Annotated in this window: 16 protein-coding genes; 12 read left to right on the top strand and 4 right to left on the bottom strand. The window is 72.2% G+C overall.

Features of this window, described 5'->3' with window-relative positions; genetic code table 11:
* The first annotated feature begins 57 nt into the window (after positions 1–57).
* Together AQI88_RS26850 and AQI88_RS26845 are read left to right on the top strand one after the other, a co-directional pair.
* Positions 58–555, top strand: coding sequence for a hypothetical protein (locus AQI88_RS26850; RefSeq protein WP_067003993.1), 498 nt, complete (start codon positions 58–60; stop codon positions 553–555).
* Positions 552–1,493 carry a CbrC family protein gene (locus AQI88_RS26845; RefSeq protein WP_244184338.1) on the top strand — a complete coding sequence of 314 codons (942 nt, stop codon included), beginning with the start codon at positions 552–554 and terminating at the stop codon, positions 1,491–1,493. The genes AQI88_RS26850 and AQI88_RS26845 overlap by 4 nt, the downstream gene beginning before the upstream one ends.
* Here the strand turns inward: AQI88_RS26845 and AQI88_RS26840 are convergent.
* Positions 1,486–1,818, bottom strand: a complete 333-nt coding sequence (locus tag AQI88_RS26840) for a hypothetical protein (RefSeq protein WP_067003991.1) — start codon at positions 1,816–1,818, stop codon at positions 1,486–1,488. The genes AQI88_RS26845 and AQI88_RS26840 overlap by 8 nt on opposite strands.
* A gap of 92 nt (positions 1,819–1,910) precedes the next feature.
* Between AQI88_RS26840 and AQI88_RS26835 the strand changes: the two genes are divergently transcribed.
* From AQI88_RS26835 to AQI88_RS26805, 8 genes are all read left to right on the top strand, one after another.
* Positions 1,911–3,383 (top strand): 3' terminal RNA ribose 2'-O-methyltransferase Hen1, encoded by a 1,473-nt coding sequence (locus AQI88_RS26835; RefSeq protein ID WP_067003989.1) that lies wholly within the window; start codon positions 1,911–1,913, stop codon positions 3,381–3,383.
* Positions 3,380–5,947, top strand: a complete 2,568-nt coding sequence (locus AQI88_RS26830) for a polynucleotide kinase-phosphatase (RefSeq protein WP_067003987.1) — start codon at positions 3,380–3,382, stop codon at positions 5,945–5,947. The genes AQI88_RS26835 and AQI88_RS26830 overlap by 4 nt, the downstream gene beginning before the upstream one ends.
* A 55-nt stretch (positions 5,948–6,002) precedes the next feature.
* A complete protein-coding gene (locus tag AQI88_RS48560) occupies positions 6,003–6,128 on the top strand; it encodes a hypothetical protein (protein WP_279616571.1) in 126 nt (41 codons plus the stop codon).
* Between the two features lie 2 nt (positions 6,129–6,130).
* The gene (locus AQI88_RS26825; RefSeq protein WP_067003985.1) at positions 6,131–7,987 is read left to right on the top strand and encodes a RiPP maturation radical SAM C-methyltransferase; all 1,857 of its coding nucleotides are present in this window, start codon (positions 6,131–6,133) and stop codon (positions 7,985–7,987) included.
* A complete protein-coding gene (locus AQI88_RS26820) occupies positions 7,984–8,523 on the top strand; it encodes a DUF5825 family protein (protein ID WP_067003983.1) in 540 nt (179 codons plus the stop codon). Before AQI88_RS26825 ends, AQI88_RS26820 begins: the two co-directional genes overlap by 4 nt.
* Positions 8,524–8,635: 112 nt before the next feature.
* On the top strand, positions 8,636–9,859 hold the full coding sequence (locus AQI88_RS26815; RefSeq protein WP_067003981.1) for an arginine deiminase: 1,224 nt from the start codon (positions 8,636–8,638) through the stop codon (positions 9,857–9,859).
* A gap of 88 nt (positions 9,860–9,947) precedes the next feature.
* On the top strand, positions 9,948–10,976 hold the full coding sequence (gene argF, locus AQI88_RS26810) for an ornithine carbamoyltransferase (protein ID WP_067003979.1): 1,029 nt from the start codon (positions 9,948–9,950) through the stop codon (positions 10,974–10,976).
* A 110-nt stretch (positions 10,977–11,086) separates the two neighbouring features.
* A complete protein-coding gene (locus AQI88_RS26805; protein ID WP_067003977.1) occupies positions 11,087–12,532 on the top strand; it encodes an amino acid permease in 1,446 nt (481 codons plus the stop codon).
* On the opposite strand, the gene AQI88_RS26800 is transcribed toward AQI88_RS26805, so the two are convergent.
* On the bottom strand, positions 12,492–12,944 hold the full coding sequence (locus AQI88_RS26800) for an ATP-binding protein (RefSeq protein ID WP_067003976.1): 453 nt from the start codon (positions 12,942–12,944) through the stop codon (positions 12,492–12,494). The two genes, AQI88_RS26805 and AQI88_RS26800, sit on opposite strands and share 41 nt — an antisense overlap.
* A 296-nt stretch (positions 12,945–13,240) precedes the next feature.
* Here AQI88_RS26800 and AQI88_RS26795 point away from each other — a divergent pair, with 296 nt between their 5' ends.
* Both AQI88_RS26795 and AQI88_RS26790 read left to right on the top strand, forming a co-directional pair.
* Positions 13,241–14,068 (top strand): enoyl-CoA hydratase family protein, encoded by an 828-nt coding sequence (locus AQI88_RS26795; protein ID WP_067003975.1) that lies wholly within the window; start codon positions 13,241–13,243, stop codon positions 14,066–14,068.
* Positions 14,053–16,428, top strand: a complete 2,376-nt coding sequence (locus AQI88_RS26790) for a bifunctional salicylyl-CoA 5-hydroxylase/oxidoreductase (RefSeq protein ID WP_079057823.1) — start codon at positions 14,053–14,055, stop codon at positions 16,426–16,428. The genes AQI88_RS26795 and AQI88_RS26790 overlap by 16 nt, the downstream gene beginning before the upstream one ends.
* A 9-nt stretch (positions 16,429–16,437) precedes the next feature.
* Here AQI88_RS26790 and AQI88_RS26785 read toward each other — a convergent pair whose 3' ends face one another.
* Positions 16,438–17,250, bottom strand: coding sequence for a PaaX family transcriptional regulator (locus AQI88_RS26785; RefSeq protein ID WP_067003974.1), 813 nt, complete (start codon positions 17,248–17,250; stop codon positions 16,438–16,440).
* A 15-nt stretch (positions 17,251–17,265) separates the two neighbouring features.
* Entirely contained in the window at positions 17,266–18,858 is a 1,593-nt protein-coding gene (locus tag AQI88_RS26780; protein WP_067003972.1) for an AMP-binding protein, read from the bottom strand.
* Between the last annotated feature and the right edge of the window lie 108 nt (positions 18,859–18,966).

Raw genomic sequence — 18,966 nt, 5'->3', positions numbered from 1 at the left:
ACCGGAACTATGGCCTCCACCACAGCCATGCCCACCGGCTCCTGGTGATCTCGTCCGATGGACGATTCCTTGCCCGGCACGTTCTTCGCCCTGCTGTGCATTCCCGCCGTCTTCGCCGTCCCGGTCTGGCTGATCGCGGTCGCCGTCAAACTCGTCTCCGCCGCCCTGCCCGGCCGGCGGCCGGACTGGCGGTCGGATCTGCTGCGCTGGTCCGCGTGGATGACCGGCTCGGGCGCGGTGATCCTCTATGTGCTCGGCGCCGGGGCGGTCGCCTTTGCCGTGCACGAGTCCTCGTCCGGCGCGGACTCCACACCGTCCCAGGACTGCCGCGACGACCACCGGGCCGGCCACCTCGTCGGGCAGACGGCCTCCTGGCTGCCGCTGCGCTTCGACTGCGTTCTGGACGACGGCGGCACCTACCCGAGCAGCCCTGCCTACACCTGGATCAACACGCTGGTCGCCGTGCTGGGCCTGGCCTCGATCGCGCTCGTGGTGGCGAACGGGTACGCGGCCGAGCGCCGGGCCCGGGCGGGCGCGGGCGAAGGAGAGCGATGAGCTACCCCCTGTACGTGTTCAAGTTCCGCGACGGCGAGCCGGTTCCGATGAAGGAGGCGGTGATCCGTGAGGTCCTGGGCCCTGTCACGGTGGGCGGCATGCCCGGCCGGGGCCTGCCCGAGGGGTGGAACCTGCGGGCCCCGGACGGCGGCGAGGCGGAGGTGTACGGCGACGCCACGAGCCTGTCCTTCGTCCACTTCTCCTTCGGCCTGATCCTCGACAAGGTGGCCGAACTCGCCCGCCGCACCGGCGCCGTGGTCATGCCGCTGGACCGTCCCGCCCTGCTGCAGCGGGAGCACGACCGGCGTCACCTGCCCGACGACGACCTGCGTGCCCGCGCGATCGTCGTGCCGCCCAGCGCCTGGACGGGCCGGGCGATCCAGCAGGTCGTCCGCCCCGTGCCGGAGCCCCGGCAGCGGCCGCTCCTGCCCCGGTTCCCCTACCACTCGCTGGCCGGGGTGGTGGCGCCGACGGACGAGCCGTGCGTGTGCTGCGGACAGGAGCGCGGCTGGGTGTACACGGGGCCGGTGTACGGGGCCGAGGCGCCGGACGAGGGCATCTGCCCGTACTGCATCGCCTTCGGCAAGGCCGCCGAACGCTACGGCGCCACCTTCAACGACCTCATCGACGGCGAGGTCCCGGGCGAGGCGGCCCGGGAGATCCTGGAACGCACACCCGGCATCCCGGCCTGGCAGTCCCCGCGCTGGCTGACGCACTGCGGCGACGGCGCCGAGTTCCTGAAGCCGGCCGGGGCGGGGGAGCTCGCGCACTTCCCGGACGCGGTGGAGACGCTGCGGCGCGAGTGCACCGGGTGGGGCTGGCTCCCCGAGCGGGTCGAGGAGTACCTCGGGGCGCTCGACGCGGACGGCCCGCCGACCGCGTACCTGTTCCGCTGCCGGGTGTGCGACACCCGTCTCGCGTACTCGGACTTCACCTGATCCTGACGCGGCGCTGGTTGCTGGTGCCGCACTCCAGGCACACGCTCCAGTCCCGCGTCTCGCCCTCCGCCTGCCACGGCTCGCTCACCACGGTGCTCTCCTCGCCGCCGCAGAAGGGGCAGTCGCCGTCGTCGCCCTCCAGGTGGCGCATCGGCCGCAGACGGTCGCTCCCGCGCTCCTGGAAGCCCAGCCATCCGCAGCCGGCGCACCTCCACCACAGCTCGTCTCTGGGCCGGGGCCCGGCTCTGCCCCACCGGTTGCGCGTGCGGAAGACCTGGAACGCGCTCAGCCCCTGACCGCACCGGGGGCATACAGGCATGCTCATGCCGTCAGGATGCCGTGCCCGACGGCCCCCGCCCACCTGCCGTATGGGAAAACAGGTGGTCAGGGCGGTAGCGACCCGGGAGACTGGGACACGTGTTCCTGACGATATCCACGAGCGGCACCGCCGCCCTCCCGGCCACCGACCTCGGGTTCCTGCTGCACAAGCACCCCGAGAAGGCGCAGACCTTCTCCACCTCCTACGGCACCGCGCACGTCTTCTACCCGCACGCGGACGCCGAGCGCTGCACGGCCGCGCTGCTGCTGGAGGTCGACCCGGTCGCGCTGGTCCGCCGGGGCAAGGGCAAGGGCCGCGGCGGAGCACCCGACGCGGCACTCGCGCAGTACGTCAACGACCGCCCCTACGCGGCCTCCTCGCTGCTGGCAGTCGCCCTGAGCGCCGTGTTCTCCAGCGCCCTGCGGGGCGTGTGCAACGCCCGCCCGGAGCGGGCCGCCGCGCCCCTGCCGCTGCGTATCGAGGTACCCGCGCTGCCCGCCCGCGGCGGACCCGATCTCGTACGGGGGCTCTTCGAACCGCTCGGCTGGGCGGTGACCGCCGAACCCGTCGCCCTCGACACCGAGTTCCCCGAGTGGGGTGCCTCGCGGTACGTCCGCCTCGTCCTCGAGTCCGAGGTACTGACCCTCGCCGAGGCACTGCGCCACCTGTACGTCCTGCTGCCGGTCCTCGACGACGCCAAGCACTACTGGGTCTCCTCCGACGAGGTCGACAAGCTGCTGCGGGCCGGAGAGGGCTGGCTGCCCGGGCACCCGGAGCAGAAGCTGATCACCAGCCGCTACCTCTCCCGTCGCTGGTCGCTGACCCGGCAGGCGATGGAGCGGCTGGAGCTGGTGCGCCTGGCCGAGGCCGACGACAGCGAGGTCGAGGCGATCGACAACGCGGTCGAGGAGGAGACGGAGGCGGAGGAGAAGCCGACCCCGCTCGCCGTGCAGCGCCGCGAGGCCATCGTCGCCGCTCTGCACGCGTCCGGTGCCGCCCGGGTCCTCGACCTCGGCTGCGGCCAGGGCCAGTTGGTGCACGAACTGCTCAAGGACGAGCGGTTCACCGAGGTCGTCGGCGTCGACGTCTCCGTGCGGGCCCTCGCCATCGCCTCGCGCCGGCTGAAGCTGGACCGCATGGGGGAGCGGCAGGCGGCCCGCGTGCGTCTCTTCCAGGGCTCGCTCGCCTACACCGACAACCGGCTCAAGGGCTACGACGCGGCCGTGCTCAGCGAGGTCGTCGAGCACCTCGACCTGCCCCGGCTGCCCGCCCTGGAGTACGCCGTCTTCGGGCACGCACGCCCGAAGACGGTCCTCGTGACCACCCCGAACGTCGAGTACAACGTCCGCTGGGAGACCCTGCCCGCAGGCCACGTCCGGCACGGCGACCACCGCTTCGAGTGGACCCGCGAGGAGTTTTGCACCTGGGCGGCGACGGTCGCCGAACGGCACGGCTACAACGTGGAGTTCGTCCCCGTCGGACCGGACGACCCGGAGGTCGGGCCGCCCACGCAGATGGCCGCATTCACGATGAAGTCCGAGAAGACCGAGAAGGAGGCGAAGGCAGCATGACCGAGACGCAGAACAAGGGACGGGTCCTCCCCGTCACCGACCTCTCCCTGGTGGTGCTCGTCGGCGCCTCCGGCTCCGGCAAGTCCACCTTCGCCCGGAGGCACTTCAAGCCCACCGAGGTCATCTCCTCGGACTTCTGCCGCGGTCTGGTCTCCGACGACGAGAACGACCAGAGCGCCACCAGGGACGCCTTCGACGTCCTGCACTACATCGCCGGCAAGCGGCTGGCCGCCGGCCGCCGTACCGTCGTGGACGCCACCAGCGTGCAGCAGGACAGCAGGCGCCAGCTCGTCGAGCTGGCCAAGAAGTACGACGTGCTGCCCATCGCCATCGTGCTCGACGTGCCCGAGGAGGTGTGCGCCGAGCGCAACGCGGCCCGCACCGACCGCGCCGACATGCCCCGCCGGGTCATCCAGCGCCACATCCGCGAACTGCGCCGATCCGTGCGGCACCTGGAGCGCGAGGGCTTCCGCAAGGTGCACGTCCTGCGCGGAGTCGAGGAGGTCGACGGCGCCACCGTCGTCACCGAGAAGCGCTTCAACGACCTGACCCACCTCACCGGCCCCTTCGACATCATCGGCGACATCCACGGCTGCTCCGCGGAACTGGAGGCGCTGCTCGCCAAGCTGGGCTACGCCGACGGCGTGCACCCCGAGGGCCGTACCGCCGTTTTCGTCGGCGACCTGGTCGACCGCGGCCCGGACTCCCCGGGCGTGCTGCGCCGCGTGATGTCGATGGTGAAGTCGGGCAGCGCACTGTGCGTGCCGGGCAACCACGAGAACAAGTACGGCCGTTACCTCAAGGGCCGCAAGGTCCAGCACACCCACGGGCTCGCCGAGACCATCGCGCAGATGGAGGGCGAGAGCGAGGAGTTCGAGGCGGAGGTGCGCCGCTTCCTGGAGGGGCTGGTCAGCCACTACGTCCTCGACGGCGGCAAGCTGGTCGTCTGCCACGCCGGTCTGCCCGAGAAGTACCACGGCCGCACCTCCGGCCGGGTCCGCTCGCACGCCCTGTACGGCGACACCACCGGCGAGACCGACGAGTTCGGGCTGCCCGTGCGCTACCCGTGGGCCGAGGACTACCGGGGCCGCGCGGCGGTGGTGTACGGCCACACCCCGGTCCCGGAGGCCACCTGGCTCAACAACACCATCTGCCTGGACACCGGTGCCGTCTTCGGCGGCAAGCTGACCGCGCTGCGCTGGCCGGAGCGCGAGCTGGTCGACGTACCGGCCGAGCAGGTCTGGTACGAGCCGGCCAAGCCGCTGCGCAGCGAGGCGCCCGGCGGGCACGACGGGCGGCCGCTGGACCTGGCGGACGTGCACGGCCGCAGGGCCGTGGAGACCCGGCACGCGGGCCGGGTCGCGGTCCGCGAGGAGAACGCGGCCGCAGCGCTGGAGGTCATGAGCCGCTTCGCGATCGACCCGCGCCTGCTGCCGTACCTCCCGCCGACCATGGCACCGACGGCGACCTCGCAGGTCGAGGGCTACCTTGAGCACCCGGTGGAGGCGTTCGCGCAGTACGCGGCGGACGGTGTCGCGCGGGTCGTGTGCGAGGAGAAGCACATGGGCTCGCGCGCCGTGGTCCTGGTGTGCCGGGACGCGGACGCGGCGCGCGAGCGGTTCGGCGTGGACGGGCCCACGGGGTCCCTCTACACCCGTACCGGGCGGCCGTTCTTCGACGACGGGAAGGTGACCGAGGAGATCCTCGGCCGCCTGCGCTCGGCCGTCGGGGACGCGGGCCTGTGGGAGGAGCTGGCTGCATCCGACAGCGCCTCCGGCGCGGGCGACTGGCTGCTGCTGGACGCCGAGCTGATGCCCTGGTCGCTGAAGGCCTCGGGCCTGCTGCGCAGCCAGTACGCGGCCGTGGGTGCCGCCTCGGGCGCGGTGTTCCCGGGCGCGCTCGCCGCGCTGGAGGCCGCCGCGGCCCGCGGCACCGACGTGGGCGGCCTGCTGGACCGGCAGCGTGACCGCGCGGCCGACGCGGCCGCGTTCACCGACGCCTACCGCCGCTACTGCTGGACCACCGACGGCCTGGACGGGGTCCGCCTGGCCCCCTTCCAGATCCTGGCCGCCCGCGGGCGCAGCCTCGCCGCGCTCCCACACGACGAGCAACTGGCCCTGATCGACCGGCTGGTGGAGCACGACGGCACCGGACTGCTGCAGACCACCCGGCGCCTGTACGTCGACACGGGCGACCCGGCGTCGGTCCGCGCCGGCGTCGACTGGTGGCTGGAGATGACCGGCCGGGGCGGCGAGGGCATGGTCGTCAAGCCGGTGGGCGCGGTGGTCCGCAGCCCGGAGGGCCGCCTGGTCCAGCCCGGCATCAAGTGCCGGGGCCGCGAGTACCTGCGGATCATCTACGGCCCCGAGTACACCCGGCCGGACAACCTCGCCAAGCTGCGGCAGCGGTTCCTGAACCACAAGCGGTCGCTCGCGATCCGCGAGTACGCCCTCGGCCTGGAGGCCCTGGACCGGCTCGCGGACGGGGAGCCGCTGTGGCGGGTGCACGAGGCGGTGTTCGGGGTGCTCGCCCTGGAGTCGGAGCCGGTGGACCCGCGCCTGTAGACCGGCACAGAACACCCTTGTGTCACACACACATCTGTCCATATGGTGGACAGCCGTGCGGCACAAGGGTGTTCGCGCGCACGGAGGAGAGGGCGACATGGAGATCAGAAAGATCGTGGTCCGCGAGGAGCAGAGCACCAGCCGCCGGCCGGCGATCCTGGAGAAGCGGCCGACCCGCTGAGCATGCGTGTTCACCTGGTCACGATGCCCTGGCATCCCCTCGACCTCCCCTCACTGCAACTGGGCCTGCTGAACCGGATCGTGCGGCAGGCCCGCCCCGCCGACCGGGTGACCGAGTTCCACGGCTCCCTGCGCTGGGCGGAGTTCCTGCTGGAGCGCTCCGGGGGCCGGCTGCGGCCGGGCGACTGTGTGGCGGTCGGCAGCGACGGGATCTTCCACGGCCTCGGCGACTGGGTCTTCTCCGGCGTCCTGTACGACGACCCGGGCTGGGGGCTGGCCCGGCTGCGGGACTACGCGGCCGACCGGGACGTCCTCATCGACACCGCCGTCGCCATGCGCCCCTACGCCGCCGAGTTCGTCGCGGCCTGCGCCACCGAGGTGCTGGCGGCCGAGCCCGACGTGGTCGGGTTCACCACCACGTTCATGCAGAACGTGCCCTCCCTCGCGCTGGCCCGCGAACTCAAGTGCCGAAAGCCCGAGTTGACGGTGGTCCTCGGCGGCGGCAACTGCGAGGGGCCCATGGGCCACGCCCTGCACCGCAACCACCCCTTCGTGGACCATGTGGTGCGCGGCGAGGCCGAGTACGCCTTCCCGGCCCTGTTACGGCACCTGGACGAGGGCACCGTGCCGGTGGACGTGCCCGGCCTGTGCTGGTGGGACGGCCACATATCGCGGGCCAACACCGAGACCCGGCGGACCGTGGCGCCCGCCGACATACCCTCGCCCGACTACGACCAGTGGCAGGCCGCCCTGGACGCCTCCCCGGTGCAGGAGTACGTCCACCCCAAGCTGGTGGTCGAGGGCGCCCGGGGCTGCTGGTGGGGCGAGAAGCACCACTGCACCTTCTGCGGGCTCAACGGCTCCGCGATGGCCTTCCGCGCCAAGCCGGGCGAGCGGCTGTGGGAGGAGATCGGCCGGCTGGTCCGCCGCCATCGCCTCCTCGACGTGGTCACCGTCGACAACATCATCGACATGGCCTACTTCCGCGACTTCCTGCCCCGCGTCGCCGGGAGCGGCTGGGATCTGCGGCTGCACTACGAGGTCAAGTCCAACCTCACCCCCGGCCAGCTCCGCCTCCTCGGCGAATCCGGCACGGTGCACATCCAGCCGGGCATCGAGAGCCTGGGCAGCCGGGTCCTCGACCTCATGGACAAGGGCGTCACCGGCGCCCGCAACGTGCGGACCCTGCGCGAGTGCGAGAACCACGCCCTGACCTGCTCCTGGAACCTCCTCTACGGCTTCCCCGGCGAGACGGCGGACGACTACACGCCCGTCATCGACCAGCTCCCCGCCCTGGTCCACCTCCAGCCGCCGAGCGGCGCCCACCGCATCCAGCTGGAGCGCTTCAGCCCCCACTTCACCGACCCGGCCCTCGGCTTCGGCAAGCGCCGCCCGGCCGAGCTGTACCAGCACGTCTACGACCTGCCCGCGGACGAACTCACCGACCTCGTCTACCTGTTCGACAGCGAGGACGCGGGCATCACCGGCCCGGTCGAGCAGTGGCTCAAGGACGCCGTGGCCGCGTGGCGGGCCGGACACGCGGACTCCCGGCTGCTGTTCGAGGAGGCCGGAGAGGAGCTGCTGGTGGTCGACCGGCGCTGCGGCCGCCCGCCCGCCACGCACCGCTTCACCGGCTGGCAGGCCGAGGCCCTGCGCCGCCTGGAGGACGGGCGTACGGTACCCGCCCTGCACCGGCTGCTGGCGGCGGGCGGCCACGACGTGCCGGCCGACGCTCTCGACGCCTGGATCCGGCACGCCCTGTCCCTGGGCCTGCTGTTCCGCGACGGACTCACCTATGTCTCCCTCCCCACCTGGGGCGAGCCGGTCCGCCTGCCCGAGGGCGCGGGGGCGGCCGGATGAGCGGGCTGCCCACGGCCGTGCCCCACCGGCTCGCCGGCCGCCGGGTCGAGGTGCCCGGGCTGCTGGACGTCGGCGGGCAGGGGCGGGACACGGCGGAAGCGGTGCGGTTCCTGCGCGAGTGCGCGGGCCTCGGCCTGCGGGTGAGCTGGCGGGCGGCGGGGCAGCCGTCGTACGACGCCCGTGCGCTGCGGCATCTGCCGCCGCCGGACGAACTGCCCGGCGATCACGAGGAGTTGGCCGCCTGGCGGTCCGGGTACGCGCACGGGGCGCTCTACCACCGGCGTGGTCCCGGCTTCGTGACGGTCATGGACCGCAGGGAACCCGGTACGGCGGCCCGGCTCACCCTCGACCACCCGGATCTCCTGGCCGCCTTCGACCTGCTCCTCGACCCCACGCCCCTCGACGCGCTGGACCCCACCGGTCGGGAGGCCGCCGGTCTGCTGGCGGCCGAGCGGCTGGCCCTGGTCACCGGCGGCTGGGCGGTGGCCCTGCCCCCGCGCATCCGCCGCTGGCCCGTGCCCTGCACCGCGATCTGACCCAGGGCCCGGCAGCGCCCGCGACTGCTTCTCGTCACTGGGACGAAAACAGGAACCGCCAGAAACGTCCGAGAAGCGCGTGAAGGCGGGCGCAGGTGGCCAGGATGGAGTCATGGCATACCACGTCGACTCCGAGGTCGGACGGCTGCGCCAGGTGATCCTGCACCGGCCCGACCTCGAGCTCAAAAGGCTCACCCCCAGCAACAAGGACGCCCTCCTCTTCGACGACGTGCTGTGGGTGCGCCGGGCGCGCGCCGAGCACGACGGGTTCGCTGACGTCCTGCGCGACCGCGGGGTCGCCGTCCACCTCTTCGGCGACCTGCTCACCGAGACCCTGGCGATCCCCGGGGCCCGCTCCCTCGTCCTCGACCGGGTCTTCGACGAGAAGGAGTACGGCCCCCTCGCCACCGACCACCTGCGCGCCGCCTTCGACGGGATGGACCCCGGCGAGCTGGCCGAGGCCCTGGTCGGCGGCATGACCAAGCGGGAGTTCCTGGACGCCCACGCGGAGCCCACCTCCGTCCGCTTCCACGTCATGGACCTGGACGACTTCCTGCTGCGCCCGCTGCCCAACCACCTCTTCACCCGCGACACCTCGGCGTGGATCTACGACGGCGTCTCCATCAACGCCATGCGCTGGCCCGCCCGGCAGCGCGAGACCGTGCACTTCGAGGCGATCTACCGGCACCACCCGCTGTTCCGCGACGAAACGTTCCATGTCTGGTCCCGCGGACAGGCCGACTACCCCTCCACCATCGAGGGCGGCGACGTCCTGGTGATCGGCAACGGCGCCGTGCTCATCGGCATGAGCGAGCGCACCACCCCGCAGGCCGTGGAGATGCTCGCGCACAAGCTGTTCGCGGCCGGCTCCGCGCGTGCGATCGTGGCGCTCGACATGCCCAAGCGGCGGGCGTTCATGCACCTCGACACCGTGATGACCATGGTCGACGGCGACACCTTCACCCAGTACGCCGGGCTCGGCATGCTGCGCTCGTACACCATCGAACCGGGCGTCGGCGAGCGCGAGCTGAAGGTCACCGACCATCCTCCGGAGCACATGCACCGGGCGATCGCGGCCGCCCTCGGGCTCGGCGAGATCCGGGTGCTGACCGCCACCCAGGACGTGCACGCGGCCGAGCGCGAGCAGTGGGACGACGGCTGCAACGTGCTCGCCGTCGAACCCGGCGTCGTCGTTGCCTACGAGCGCAACTCCACCACCAACACCCACCTGCGCAAGCAGGGCATCGAGGTGATCGAGATCCCGGGCAGTGAGCTGGGGCGGGGCAGGGGCGGCCCCCGCTGTATGAGCTGTCCCGTCGAACGGGAAGCGGTGTGACGGAGCAGACCCTGGGCGACTGTATAGAAATGCTAAACGTCGTATAGAATTCCAAAAGCCCGTTCATCCGTACCCCTGGAGCGCCCCCATGGCGACAGTCCCGACCGCCCTCGCCGGCCGCCACTTCCTCAAGGAGCTGGACTTCACCGGGGAGGAGTTCCGCGGCCTGGTCGAGCTGGCCGCCGAGCTGAAGGCCGCCAAGAAGGCCGGGACCGAGACGCAGTACCTGCGCGGCAAGAACATCGCGCTGGTCTTCGAAAAGACCTCGACGCGCACCCGCTGCGCGTTCGAGGTCGCCGCCGCCGACCAGGGCGCCGCCACGACCTACCTCGACCCGTCCGGCTCGCAGATCGGGCACAAGGAGTCCGTGAAGGACACCGCCCGCGTCCTCGGCCGGATGTTCGACGGCATCGAGTACCGCGGACACGGCCAGGGTGTCATCGAGGAGCTGGCCACCTATGCCGGGGTCCCCGTCTACAACGGCCTCACCGACGAGTGGCACCCCACCCAGATGCTCGCCGACGTGCTCACCATGACCGAGCACACCGACAAGCCCCTGGCCCAGGTCGCCTTCGCCTACCTCGGCGACGCCCGTTACAACATGGGCAACTCCTACCTGGTCACCGGCGCCCTGCTCGGCATGGACGTCCGGATCGTCGCGCCCCGGGTGCTGTGGCCGGACGAGACGATCGTCGAGGTGGCCCGGCAGCTCGCCGCCGCCACCGGAGCCCGGATCACGCTCACCGACGACGTGAAGGAGGGCGTGCGCGGCGCCGACTTCATCGCGACCGACGTGTGGGTGTCGATGGGCGAGCCCAAGGAGGTCTGGGACGAGCGCATCGCGCTGCTCGGCCCGTACGCCGTGACCATGGACGTGCTGCGCGCCACCGGCAACGACCGGGTGAAGTTCCTGCACTGCCTGCCGGCCTTCCACGACCTCGGCACCGCCGTCGGCCGCGAGATCCACGAGCGGCACGGGCTGACCGAGCTGGAGGTCACCGACGAGGTGTTCGAGTCCGAGCACTCCGTCGTCTTCGACGAGGCCGAGAACCGGATGCACACGATCAAGGCGGTCCTCGTGGCCACTCTGGCGGGCGCGTCACACAGCGTTGCCTGACCCACCTCACCAGGCCTTATCCTGTCCGGCGGCCCGGCACCACCCCAGCCGTGGCCGCCGCCGCGACCGTACGACGGTCGCCCGCACCACCAGAAACGAGCACCACCCGCATGCCCGCTCCCCGCATCAAGTCCCCCGGCGCGCTGATAGCCGAATCCGGCGCCGACCGCGAAGGCCACGGTCTGAAGCGCACGATGGGCCTCTTCCAGCTCATCTGCTTCGGCGTCGGCGCCATCGTCGGCACCGGCATCTTCGTCGGCCTCTCCGACTCCGTCGCCCAGGCCGGGCCCGCCGTGGTCGTCTCCTTCGTGCTCGCCGCGATCACCTGCATCTTCACCGCCCTCTCCTTCGCCGAGCTGGGCGGCGCGATCCCGGTCTCCGGCTCCTCGTACTCCTTCGCCTACGCGGGCCTCGGCGAGTCCACCGCCTTCCTGGTCGGCTGGTGCCTGCTGCTGGAGTACGGCATCTCCATCTCGGCCGTGGCGGTCGGCTGGAGCCAGTACGTCAACGAACTCCTGCACAGCCTCACCGGCTGGCAGCTCCCGGCCGCGCTCTCCGCCGGTCCGGGCGACGGCGGGATCGTGAACCTCCCCGCCGTGATCGTCATCGCCATGGCCTCCGTGCTGCTGGTGCGCGGGGTGCGCGAGAGCGCCCGGGCCACCGCCGCCATGGCCGCCGTGAAGCTCGTCATCCTGCTCGCCTTCTGCGCCATCGGCTACAGCGCCTTCAAGGACGGCAACCTCACCCCGTTCTCCCCGGCCGGCCTCGGCGGCATCGGTGCGGGCACCACCGCCGCGTTCTTCTCGTACATCGGCTTCGACGCGATCACCACGGCCGGCGAGGAGGCGAAGAACCCGCGCCGGGACATCCCGGTCGCCATCCTCGTCTGCATGGGCCTGGTCACCCTCCTGTACTGCGCGGTCGCGCTCGCCGCGATCGGCGCCATCGGCGGCGACCAGGTCGCCGGCCGTCCCGCCGCCCTGTCCTACGTCGTCAACGAGGTCACCGGCTCGGCCGTCGGCGGCGGGGTCATCGCCTTCGGCGCGGTCGTCGCCATCGCCTCCGTCGTCCTCGCGGTGATGTACGGCCAGACCCGCATCCTGATGTCGATGTCCCGGGACGGACTGATCCCGCGCGTCTTCGAGAAGGTGTCGCCGAAGACCTCCACCCCGGTGGCCGGCACGCTGATCGTCGCGGTCGTCTTCGCGGTTCCGGCGGCCTTCGCCTCCCTCGACGCCGTCATGAACCTGTGCACCATCGGCACGCTCGCCATCATGGCCGTCGTCAACATCGCCGTGATCGCCCTGCGCCGCCGCGAGCCGGGCCTCGACCGCAGCTTCCGGGTGCCGCTCTACCCCGTCGGCCCGCTGCTCGGCGTCGGCTTCTGCCTGTACCTGATGTACGAGACCGGCTGGCAGACCTGGATCCAGTTCGCCGTGTTCCTCGTGGTGGGCCTGCTCGTCTACCTCGCCTACGGCCGCCGGCACTCCACGCTGGCCCGGCAGACCCCCGAGGTCACGCCGGACGCCGCTGACCCGGAATTGCAGGCAGTCTGAACCACACCGCCTTGCCCGACGAGGTCGGGCGGTGACCGCAGGACGAACTGAGGGCGCGGATCAGCAGCAGGCCGCGCCCTCCCTCCTGCCAGGGGTCGGGCTGTTCGATCACCGGACGCGTCAGATGGCCGGGCGGCGCCGGGTCCGGGTCGTGCACCTCGACCTGGCAGCCGGTCGGCAGCAGCTGCACCACCAGCTCTATCGGGCCGCGCCCGACGGCGTGCTCCACCGCGTTGGCGACCAGCTCGGCCGTGAGCAGCTCGGCGGTGTCGCTGTCGGCCGCGTGCTCCACCTCGGCGAGGGCCGTCCGGACCAGGGCGCGCGCCACGGGCACCGCCGCGGCGGTGTGCGGCAGCGCGATGCGCCAGGAGGCCGATTCGGTGGGGCATTCGTACAAGGCGAGTCCGTTCATGGAGCAGGCTGTCCTGCTTTCAACCTCAGGAATGGTACGGGCCCGGCCACAGAGAGCCGTCGTCGGGCACCGCGCGGGACCGTCGGCCCCGGTACCGGGCGGCTTACCCCGCAGAACGCCCCGCCTCGCCCGGCCGTGCCCACTGTTACCGCGCTGTGGACGATCGGTGACGCACGTGACGGGACTCGGCCGTACCGGGGAGTGCTGTCGCGCCCTCGTGACGACAGTCACAAAGAGGTGATAGCTTCTTGGGGTAGCGCAACGTGAGGCACCGCCCCCCTAGGAGGCCGCACGTCATGAGTCCTTTCACCGGCTCCGCCGCCCGCACCCCCGAGTGGGAACACCTGCGGGTCGAGCTCGCCGACGGGGTCGCCACCGTTACCCTCGCCCGCCCCGCCAAACTCAACGCCCTCACCTTCGGCGCCTACGCCGACCTGCGCGACCTGCTCGCCGAGCTGTCCCGGGAGCGGTCGGTCCGCGCCCTGGTGCTGGCCGGCGAAGGGCGCGGCTTCTGCTCCGGCGGCGACGTGGACGAGATCATCGGCGCCACCCTCGCCATGGACACCGCCCAGCTGCTCGACTTCAACCGGATGACCGGTCAGGTGGTCCGCGCGATCCGGGAGTGCCCGTTCCCGGTGATCGCCGCCGTGCACGGCGTGGCGGCCGGCGCGGGCGCCGTACTGGCCCTCGCCGCTGACTTCCGGGTGGCAGACCCCTCGGCCCGCTTCGCCTTCCTCTTCACCCGCGTCGGCCTCTCCGGCGGCGACATGGGCGCGGCCTACCTGCTGCCCCGGGTGGTCGGCCTGGGCCACGCCACCCGCCTGCTGATGCTGGGCGAGCCGGTACGGGCCCCCGAGGCCGAGCGGATCGGCCTGATCAGCGAGCTGACAGAGGAGGGCCGAGTGGACGAGTCGGCGCTCGCCCTGGCCCGCCGCCTGGCCGACGGCCCGGCTCTGGCGTACGCCCAGACGAAGGCCCTCCTCACGGCGGAACTGGACATGCCCTTGGCCGCATCGGTGGAACTGGACGCCTCGACCCAGGCACTGCTGATGAACGGCGAGGACTACGCGGAATTTCACGCGGCATTCACGGAGAAGCGCCCGCCGAAATGGCAGGGACGGTAACGATGGCAGCCGACCTGAGGAACCAAGGGGCGCGGGGAACTGCGCGACCAGCCACAGACAACCCGCAGCCGCCCGCGACGACCGGCCACCCCCAACGCATCGCGATCATCGGCGGAGGCCCAGGCGGCCTGTACGCGGCAGCGTTGCTCAAGCGCCTCGACCCAACCCGCGACATCACCGTCTGGGAACGCAACGCCCCCGACGAAACCTTCGGCTTCGGAGTAGTCCTCTCCGACGAAACCCTGGGCGGCATCGAACACGCCGACCCGGTGGTCTACGAGGCCCTGCAACGCGACTTTGTCCGCTGGGACGACATTGACATCGTCCACCGGAACATCCGCCACACCTCCGGAGGACACGGCTTCGCCGCGCTGGGCCGACGGCGACTTCTCGAGATCCTGCACGACCGCTGCCGCACCCTCGGCGTGGAGCTCCGCTTCCGTACCCGGGCGCCGGACGCCGACTGGCTGGCCGAGAACAACGACGTCCTCATCGCCGCCGACGGAGTCAACAGCACCACCCGCGAGACCTACGCCCATGTGTTCCGCCCCCATGTGGCCGCACACCACTGCCGCTACATCTGGCTCGCCGCCGACTTCCCCTTCGACTCCTTCCGCTTCGAGATCGCCGAGACCGAGCACGGCGTGATGCAGCTGCACGGCTACCCGTACGCGGCCGACGCCTCGACCGTGATCGTCGAGATGCGCGAGGAGGTGTGGCGGGCGGCCGGATTCGACGAAGCCGACCCGCAGGAGTCCGTCGAGCGCTGCGCCAAGATCTTCACCGACGCGCTGGGCGGCAGGCCGCTGCGTTCCAACAAGTCGGCCTGGACCACTTTCCGTACGGTGGTCAACGACCGCTGGTCGCACGGCAACGTCGTCCTGCTCGGTGACGCCGCCCACACCGCCCACTTCTCCATCGGCTCCGGCACCAAGCTCGCCGTGGAGGACGCGCTCGCGCTGGCGGCGTGCCTGGAGGAACAGCCCGACGTACCGAGCGCGCTGGCCGCGTACGAGGAGGAGCGCAAACCCGTCGTCGCCTCCACCCAGCGCGCCGCCCGGGCGAGCCTCGAATGGTTCGAGAACCTCCGCCTGCACCTCGACCAGCCGCCCCGCCAGTTCGCCTTCAACCTGCTCACCCGCAGCCGCCGCGTCACCCATGACAACCTCCGGCTGCGCGACGCCCGCTTCACCGAGGCCGTCGAGCACGAGTTCGGCTGCCCGCCCGGCACGCCCCCGATGTTCACGCCGTTCCGGCTGCGCGGCCTGACCCTGCGCAACCGGGTCGTCGTGTCCCCGATGGACATGTACTCGGCCGTGGACGGCGTCCCGGGCGACTTCCACCTCGTCCACCTCGGCTCCCGTGCCCTCGGCGGGGCGGGTCTGGTGATGACCGAGATGGTGTGCGTGAGCGAGGAGGGCCGGATCACCCCCAGCTGCACCGGCCTCTACACCGGCCGGCAGGCGGAGGCCTGGCGGCGGATCACCGACTTCGTGCACACCCGGGCACCCGGCACCATGATCGGTGTCCAGCTCGGACACTCCGGCCGCAAGGGCTCCACGAAGCTGCCGTGGGAGGGCAAGGACGAGCCGCTGTCCGAGGGCAACTGGCCGCTGGTGGCCGCCTCCCCGCTGCCGTACCGGCCGGACAGCCAGACCCCGCGCCAGCTCTCCCGGGCCCAACTGACCGACATCCGCGAGCAGTTCACGGAAGCCGCCTGGCGGGCCGCCCGGGCCGGCTTCGACCTGCTCGAACTGCACTGCGCGCACGGCTATCTGCTCTCCGGCTTCCTCTCCCCGCTGACCAACCTGCGCACCGACGCGTACGGCGGCTCGCTGGAGAAGCGGCTCAGGTTCCCCCTGGAGGTCTTCGACGCCGTACGCGGGGTGTGGCCGGCCGAGCGGCCCATGACCGTCCGGATCTCCGCCACCGACTGGGCCGAGGGCGGCACCACGGCCGAGGACGCGGTGGAGATCGCCCGGGCCTTCGCCGCGCACGGCGCCGACGCGATCGACGTGTCCACCGGGCAGGTGGTGGCCGAGGCGCGGCCCGAGTACGGGCGGTCGTACCAGACGCCGTTCGCCGACCGCATCCGGCAGGAAGTGGGCGTCCCGGTGATCGCTGTCGGCGCGATCTCCTCCTGGGACGACGTCAACTCCCTGATCCTGGCGGGGCGTACGGACCTGTGCGCACTGGCCCGGCCGCACCTGTACGACCCGCACTGGACCCTGCACGCGGCCGCCGAGCAGGGTTACGAGGGTCCCGGCGTCGCCTGGCCCGTCCCCTACCGGGCAGGCAGCCGCCGTCCCCAGACCGGCCGCACGGACGCCCCCAAGCCCCGCCTGTCGCTCGGCGGCTGAGGCCTGCGGTCACACACCCACGAACCCCGCCCCCGCGTCCCGCAGCCGCTCGTGCAAGGCGCGGAACACCTCCGCCGAGCGGACGCCCGGCCAGTCGGCGGGCAGGAGAGCGGTGGGCAGGCCCGGGTCGGTGTAGGGGAGGTGGCGCCAGGAGTCCAGGGCGAGGAGGTAGTCGCGGTAGGCCTCCTCGGGCGGGGTGTCCGTGCGGTGCTCCCAGGCGTGCAGGACGGGGGCGTGCACGTCCAGGAAGCGCTCGTGTTCCTCGGCGATCGCGGTCAGGTCCCACCAGCGGGTGACCGCCTCGGGGGTGGGGGCGAAGCCGAGGTGCTCGCCGCGGAAGAAGTCGACGTACGGGTCGAGGTGCAGGCGGCGCAGGGTGTGCCGGGTCTCCTCGTACAGGCGGGCCGGGGCGATCCACACCCCGGGCGCCGCCGTGCCGAAGCCGAGGCCGGCCAGCCGGGAGCGCAGTACGTGCCGCTTCTGCCGCTCCGACTCCGGGACGGAGAAGACCGCCAGGACCCAGCCCTCGTCCTCGGGGGGTGCCGTCGCGTAGATGCGCCGGTCGCCGTCGTCCAGCAACTGGCGTGCCTCGGGGGAGAGTTCGTAGCCGGCCGCGCCGCTGTCCGTGCGGGCCGGCAGCAGCAGGCCGCGTCTTTTGAGCCGGGACACCGAGGAGCGTACGGACGGCGCGTCGACCCCGGCCGCGGCCAGGAGCCGGATCAGCTCGGCGACGGGCACCGGGCCGGGCATGAAGCGGCCGTACGCGCCGTAGAGCGTGACGATGAGGGACCTGGGGGCGTGCTGCTCGGACACGTTGATCATTTTAGGTCGTCGGCATCACTGCTGGTCACCTTCGGTGCGCAGACGGAACCGCTGCAGCTTGCCGGTGGCCGTGCGGGGGAGCGCGTCGAGGAAGACGAACTCGCGCGGGCATTTGTAGGGCGCCAGTTCGGAGGTGAGGAAGGCGCGCAGGGCCTGGGGGTCGCGGGGTGCTCCGTCCCGCAGCACCGTGTACGCCACCACCACCTGGCCGCGCGTCTCGTCGGGCCGTCCGACCACCGCCGTCTCGACCACGTCCGGGTGGCGCAGCAGCGCGTCCTCGACCTCCGGTCCGGCGATGTTGTACCCGGCCGAGATGATCATGTCGTCGGCGCGGGCCACATAGCGGAAGTAGCCGTCGCCCTCGTGGACGTAGGTGTCGCCGGTGACGTTCCAGCCGCCGCGCACGTACTCCCGCTGCCGGGGGTCGGCGAGATACCGGCAGCCCACCGGGCCGCGGACCGCGAGCAGGCCCGGCTCGCCGTCGGGCACCTCCTTGCCGTCCGCGTCCTGCACCCGTGCCTGCCAGCCCGGCACCGGGACGCCGGTCGTGCCGGGCCTGATCCGCTCGTCGGCCGCGGAGATGAAGATGTGCAGCAGCTCGGTGGCACCGATGCCGTTGATCAGGCCTATGCCGGTGCGCTCGTGCCAGGCTCGCCAGGTCGCCGCGGGCAGGTTCTCGCCGGCCGACACGCAGCGCCGCAGCGAGGAGATGTCGTGCCCGTGCAGCTCGCCGAGCATCGCCCGGTAGGCGGTCGGCGCGGTGAACAGGACCGAGACCCGGTGCTCGGCGATCGCGGGCAGCAGCTGCCGGGGGCCGGCCTGTTCGAGGATCAGGGCGCTGGCGCCGGCCCGCATCGGGAAGATCACCAGTCCGCCGAGGCCGAAGGTGAAGCCGAGCGGGGGGCTGCCGGTGAAGACGTCGTCGGCATGGGGGCGCAGCACATGTCTGGAGAAGGTGTCGGCTATGGCCAGCACGTCCCGGTGGAAGTGCATGCACCCTTTCGGGCGACCCGTGGTGCCGGAGGTGAACGCGATCAGGGCGATGTCGTCGGCTGCGGTGTCGACCGCCGGGAACGGGGTGCCGGGCGCCGGGCGGCGGAGCAGGTCGTCCGGGGCGTCCCCGCCGTACGTCGTGATGCGCAGCCCGGGTGCATCGGCCTTCGCCAGGTCGTCCACGGCCCGGATGTCGCACAGCGCGTGCCGGACCCGGGCGATCTCGCACACCGTGGCCAGCTCGTGCGGACGCTGCTGGGCCAGCACGGTGACCGCGACCGCGCCCGCCTTCAGCACGGCCAGCCAGCAGGCGGCGAGCCAGGGGGTGGTGGGGCCGCGCAGCAGGACCCGGTTGCCGGGTACGACGCCCAGGTCACCGGTGAGGACGTGGGCGATGCGGTCGACGCGGGCGCGCAGCTCCCCGTAGGTCCAGGCGGGGCCCGTCGGCGTGCGGAAGACCGGGCGGGCGGGGTCGGTGTGGCCGAGAAGCTCGGCGGCGCAGTTGAGCCGTTCGGGGTAGTGCAGCTCCGGCAGGTCGAAGCAGAGCTTCGGCCACTCGTCCGGCGGGGGGAGATGGTCGCGCGCGAAGGTGTCGACGTGGGCCGAGACGTGCATGGCGGTTCGCCCCCTAGCCGTGACAAGCGTCGAGACGGGCGTCCAGATGAGCTCGGGCGTCCTGGTGGGCCTAGGGGGTGTCTTCAGGATCATGCCGGCGTCGCGGGG

The organism is Streptomyces cellostaticus, assembly GCF_001513965.1.
Taxonomy (GTDB): Bacteria; Actinomycetota; Actinomycetes; order Streptomycetales; family Streptomycetaceae; genus Streptomyces; species Streptomyces cellostaticus.
Note: the sequence above shows the minus strand (reverse complement) of the source record. Positions and strands in the feature narration are given on the sequence as shown.

Coding starts and splice junctions, on each gene's coding strand:
- AQI88_RS26845 (WP_244184338.1), top strand. CDS start 552: ATGAGCTACCCCCTGTACGTGTTCAAGTTCCGCGACGGCGAGCCGGTT.
- AQI88_RS26840 (WP_067003991.1), bottom strand. CDS start 1,818: ATGAGCATGCCTGTATGCCCCCGGTGCGGTCAGGGGCTGAGCGCGTTC.
- AQI88_RS26830 (WP_067003987.1), top strand. CDS start 3,380: ATGACCGAGACGCAGAACAAGGGACGGGTCCTCCCCGTCACCGACCTC.
- AQI88_RS26820 (WP_067003983.1), top strand. CDS start 7,984: ATGAGCGGGCTGCCCACGGCCGTGCCCCACCGGCTCGCCGGCCGCCGG.
- AQI88_RS26780 (WP_067003972.1), bottom strand. CDS start 18,858: ATGCACGTCTCGGCCCACGTCGACACCTTCGCGCGCGACCATCTCCCC.
- AQI88_RS26805 (WP_067003977.1), top strand. CDS start 11,087: ATGCCCGCTCCCCGCATCAAGTCCCCCGGCGCGCTGATAGCCGAATCC.
- AQI88_RS26785 (WP_067003974.1), bottom strand. CDS start 17,250: ATGATCAACGTGTCCGAGCAGCACGCCCCCAGGTCCCTCATCGTCACG.
- AQI88_RS26815 (WP_067003981.1), top strand. CDS start 8,636: ATGGCATACCACGTCGACTCCGAGGTCGGACGGCTGCGCCAGGTGATC.
- AQI88_RS26825 (WP_067003985.1), top strand. CDS start 6,131: ATGCGTGTTCACCTGGTCACGATGCCCTGGCATCCCCTCGACCTCCCC.
- AQI88_RS26790 (WP_079057823.1), top strand. CDS start 14,053: ATGGCAGGGACGGTAACGATGGCAGCCGACCTGAGGAACCAAGGGGCG.
- AQI88_RS26800 (WP_067003976.1), bottom strand. CDS start 12,944: ATGAACGGACTCGCCTTGTACGAATGCCCCACCGAATCGGCCTCCTGG.
- argF (WP_067003979.1), top strand. CDS start 9,948: ATGGCGACAGTCCCGACCGCCCTCGCCGGCCGCCACTTCCTCAAGGAG.
- AQI88_RS26795 (WP_067003975.1), top strand. CDS start 13,241: ATGAGTCCTTTCACCGGCTCCGCCGCCCGCACCCCCGAGTGGGAACAC.
- AQI88_RS26850 (WP_067003993.1), top strand. CDS start 58: ATGGACGATTCCTTGCCCGGCACGTTCTTCGCCCTGCTGTGCATTCCC.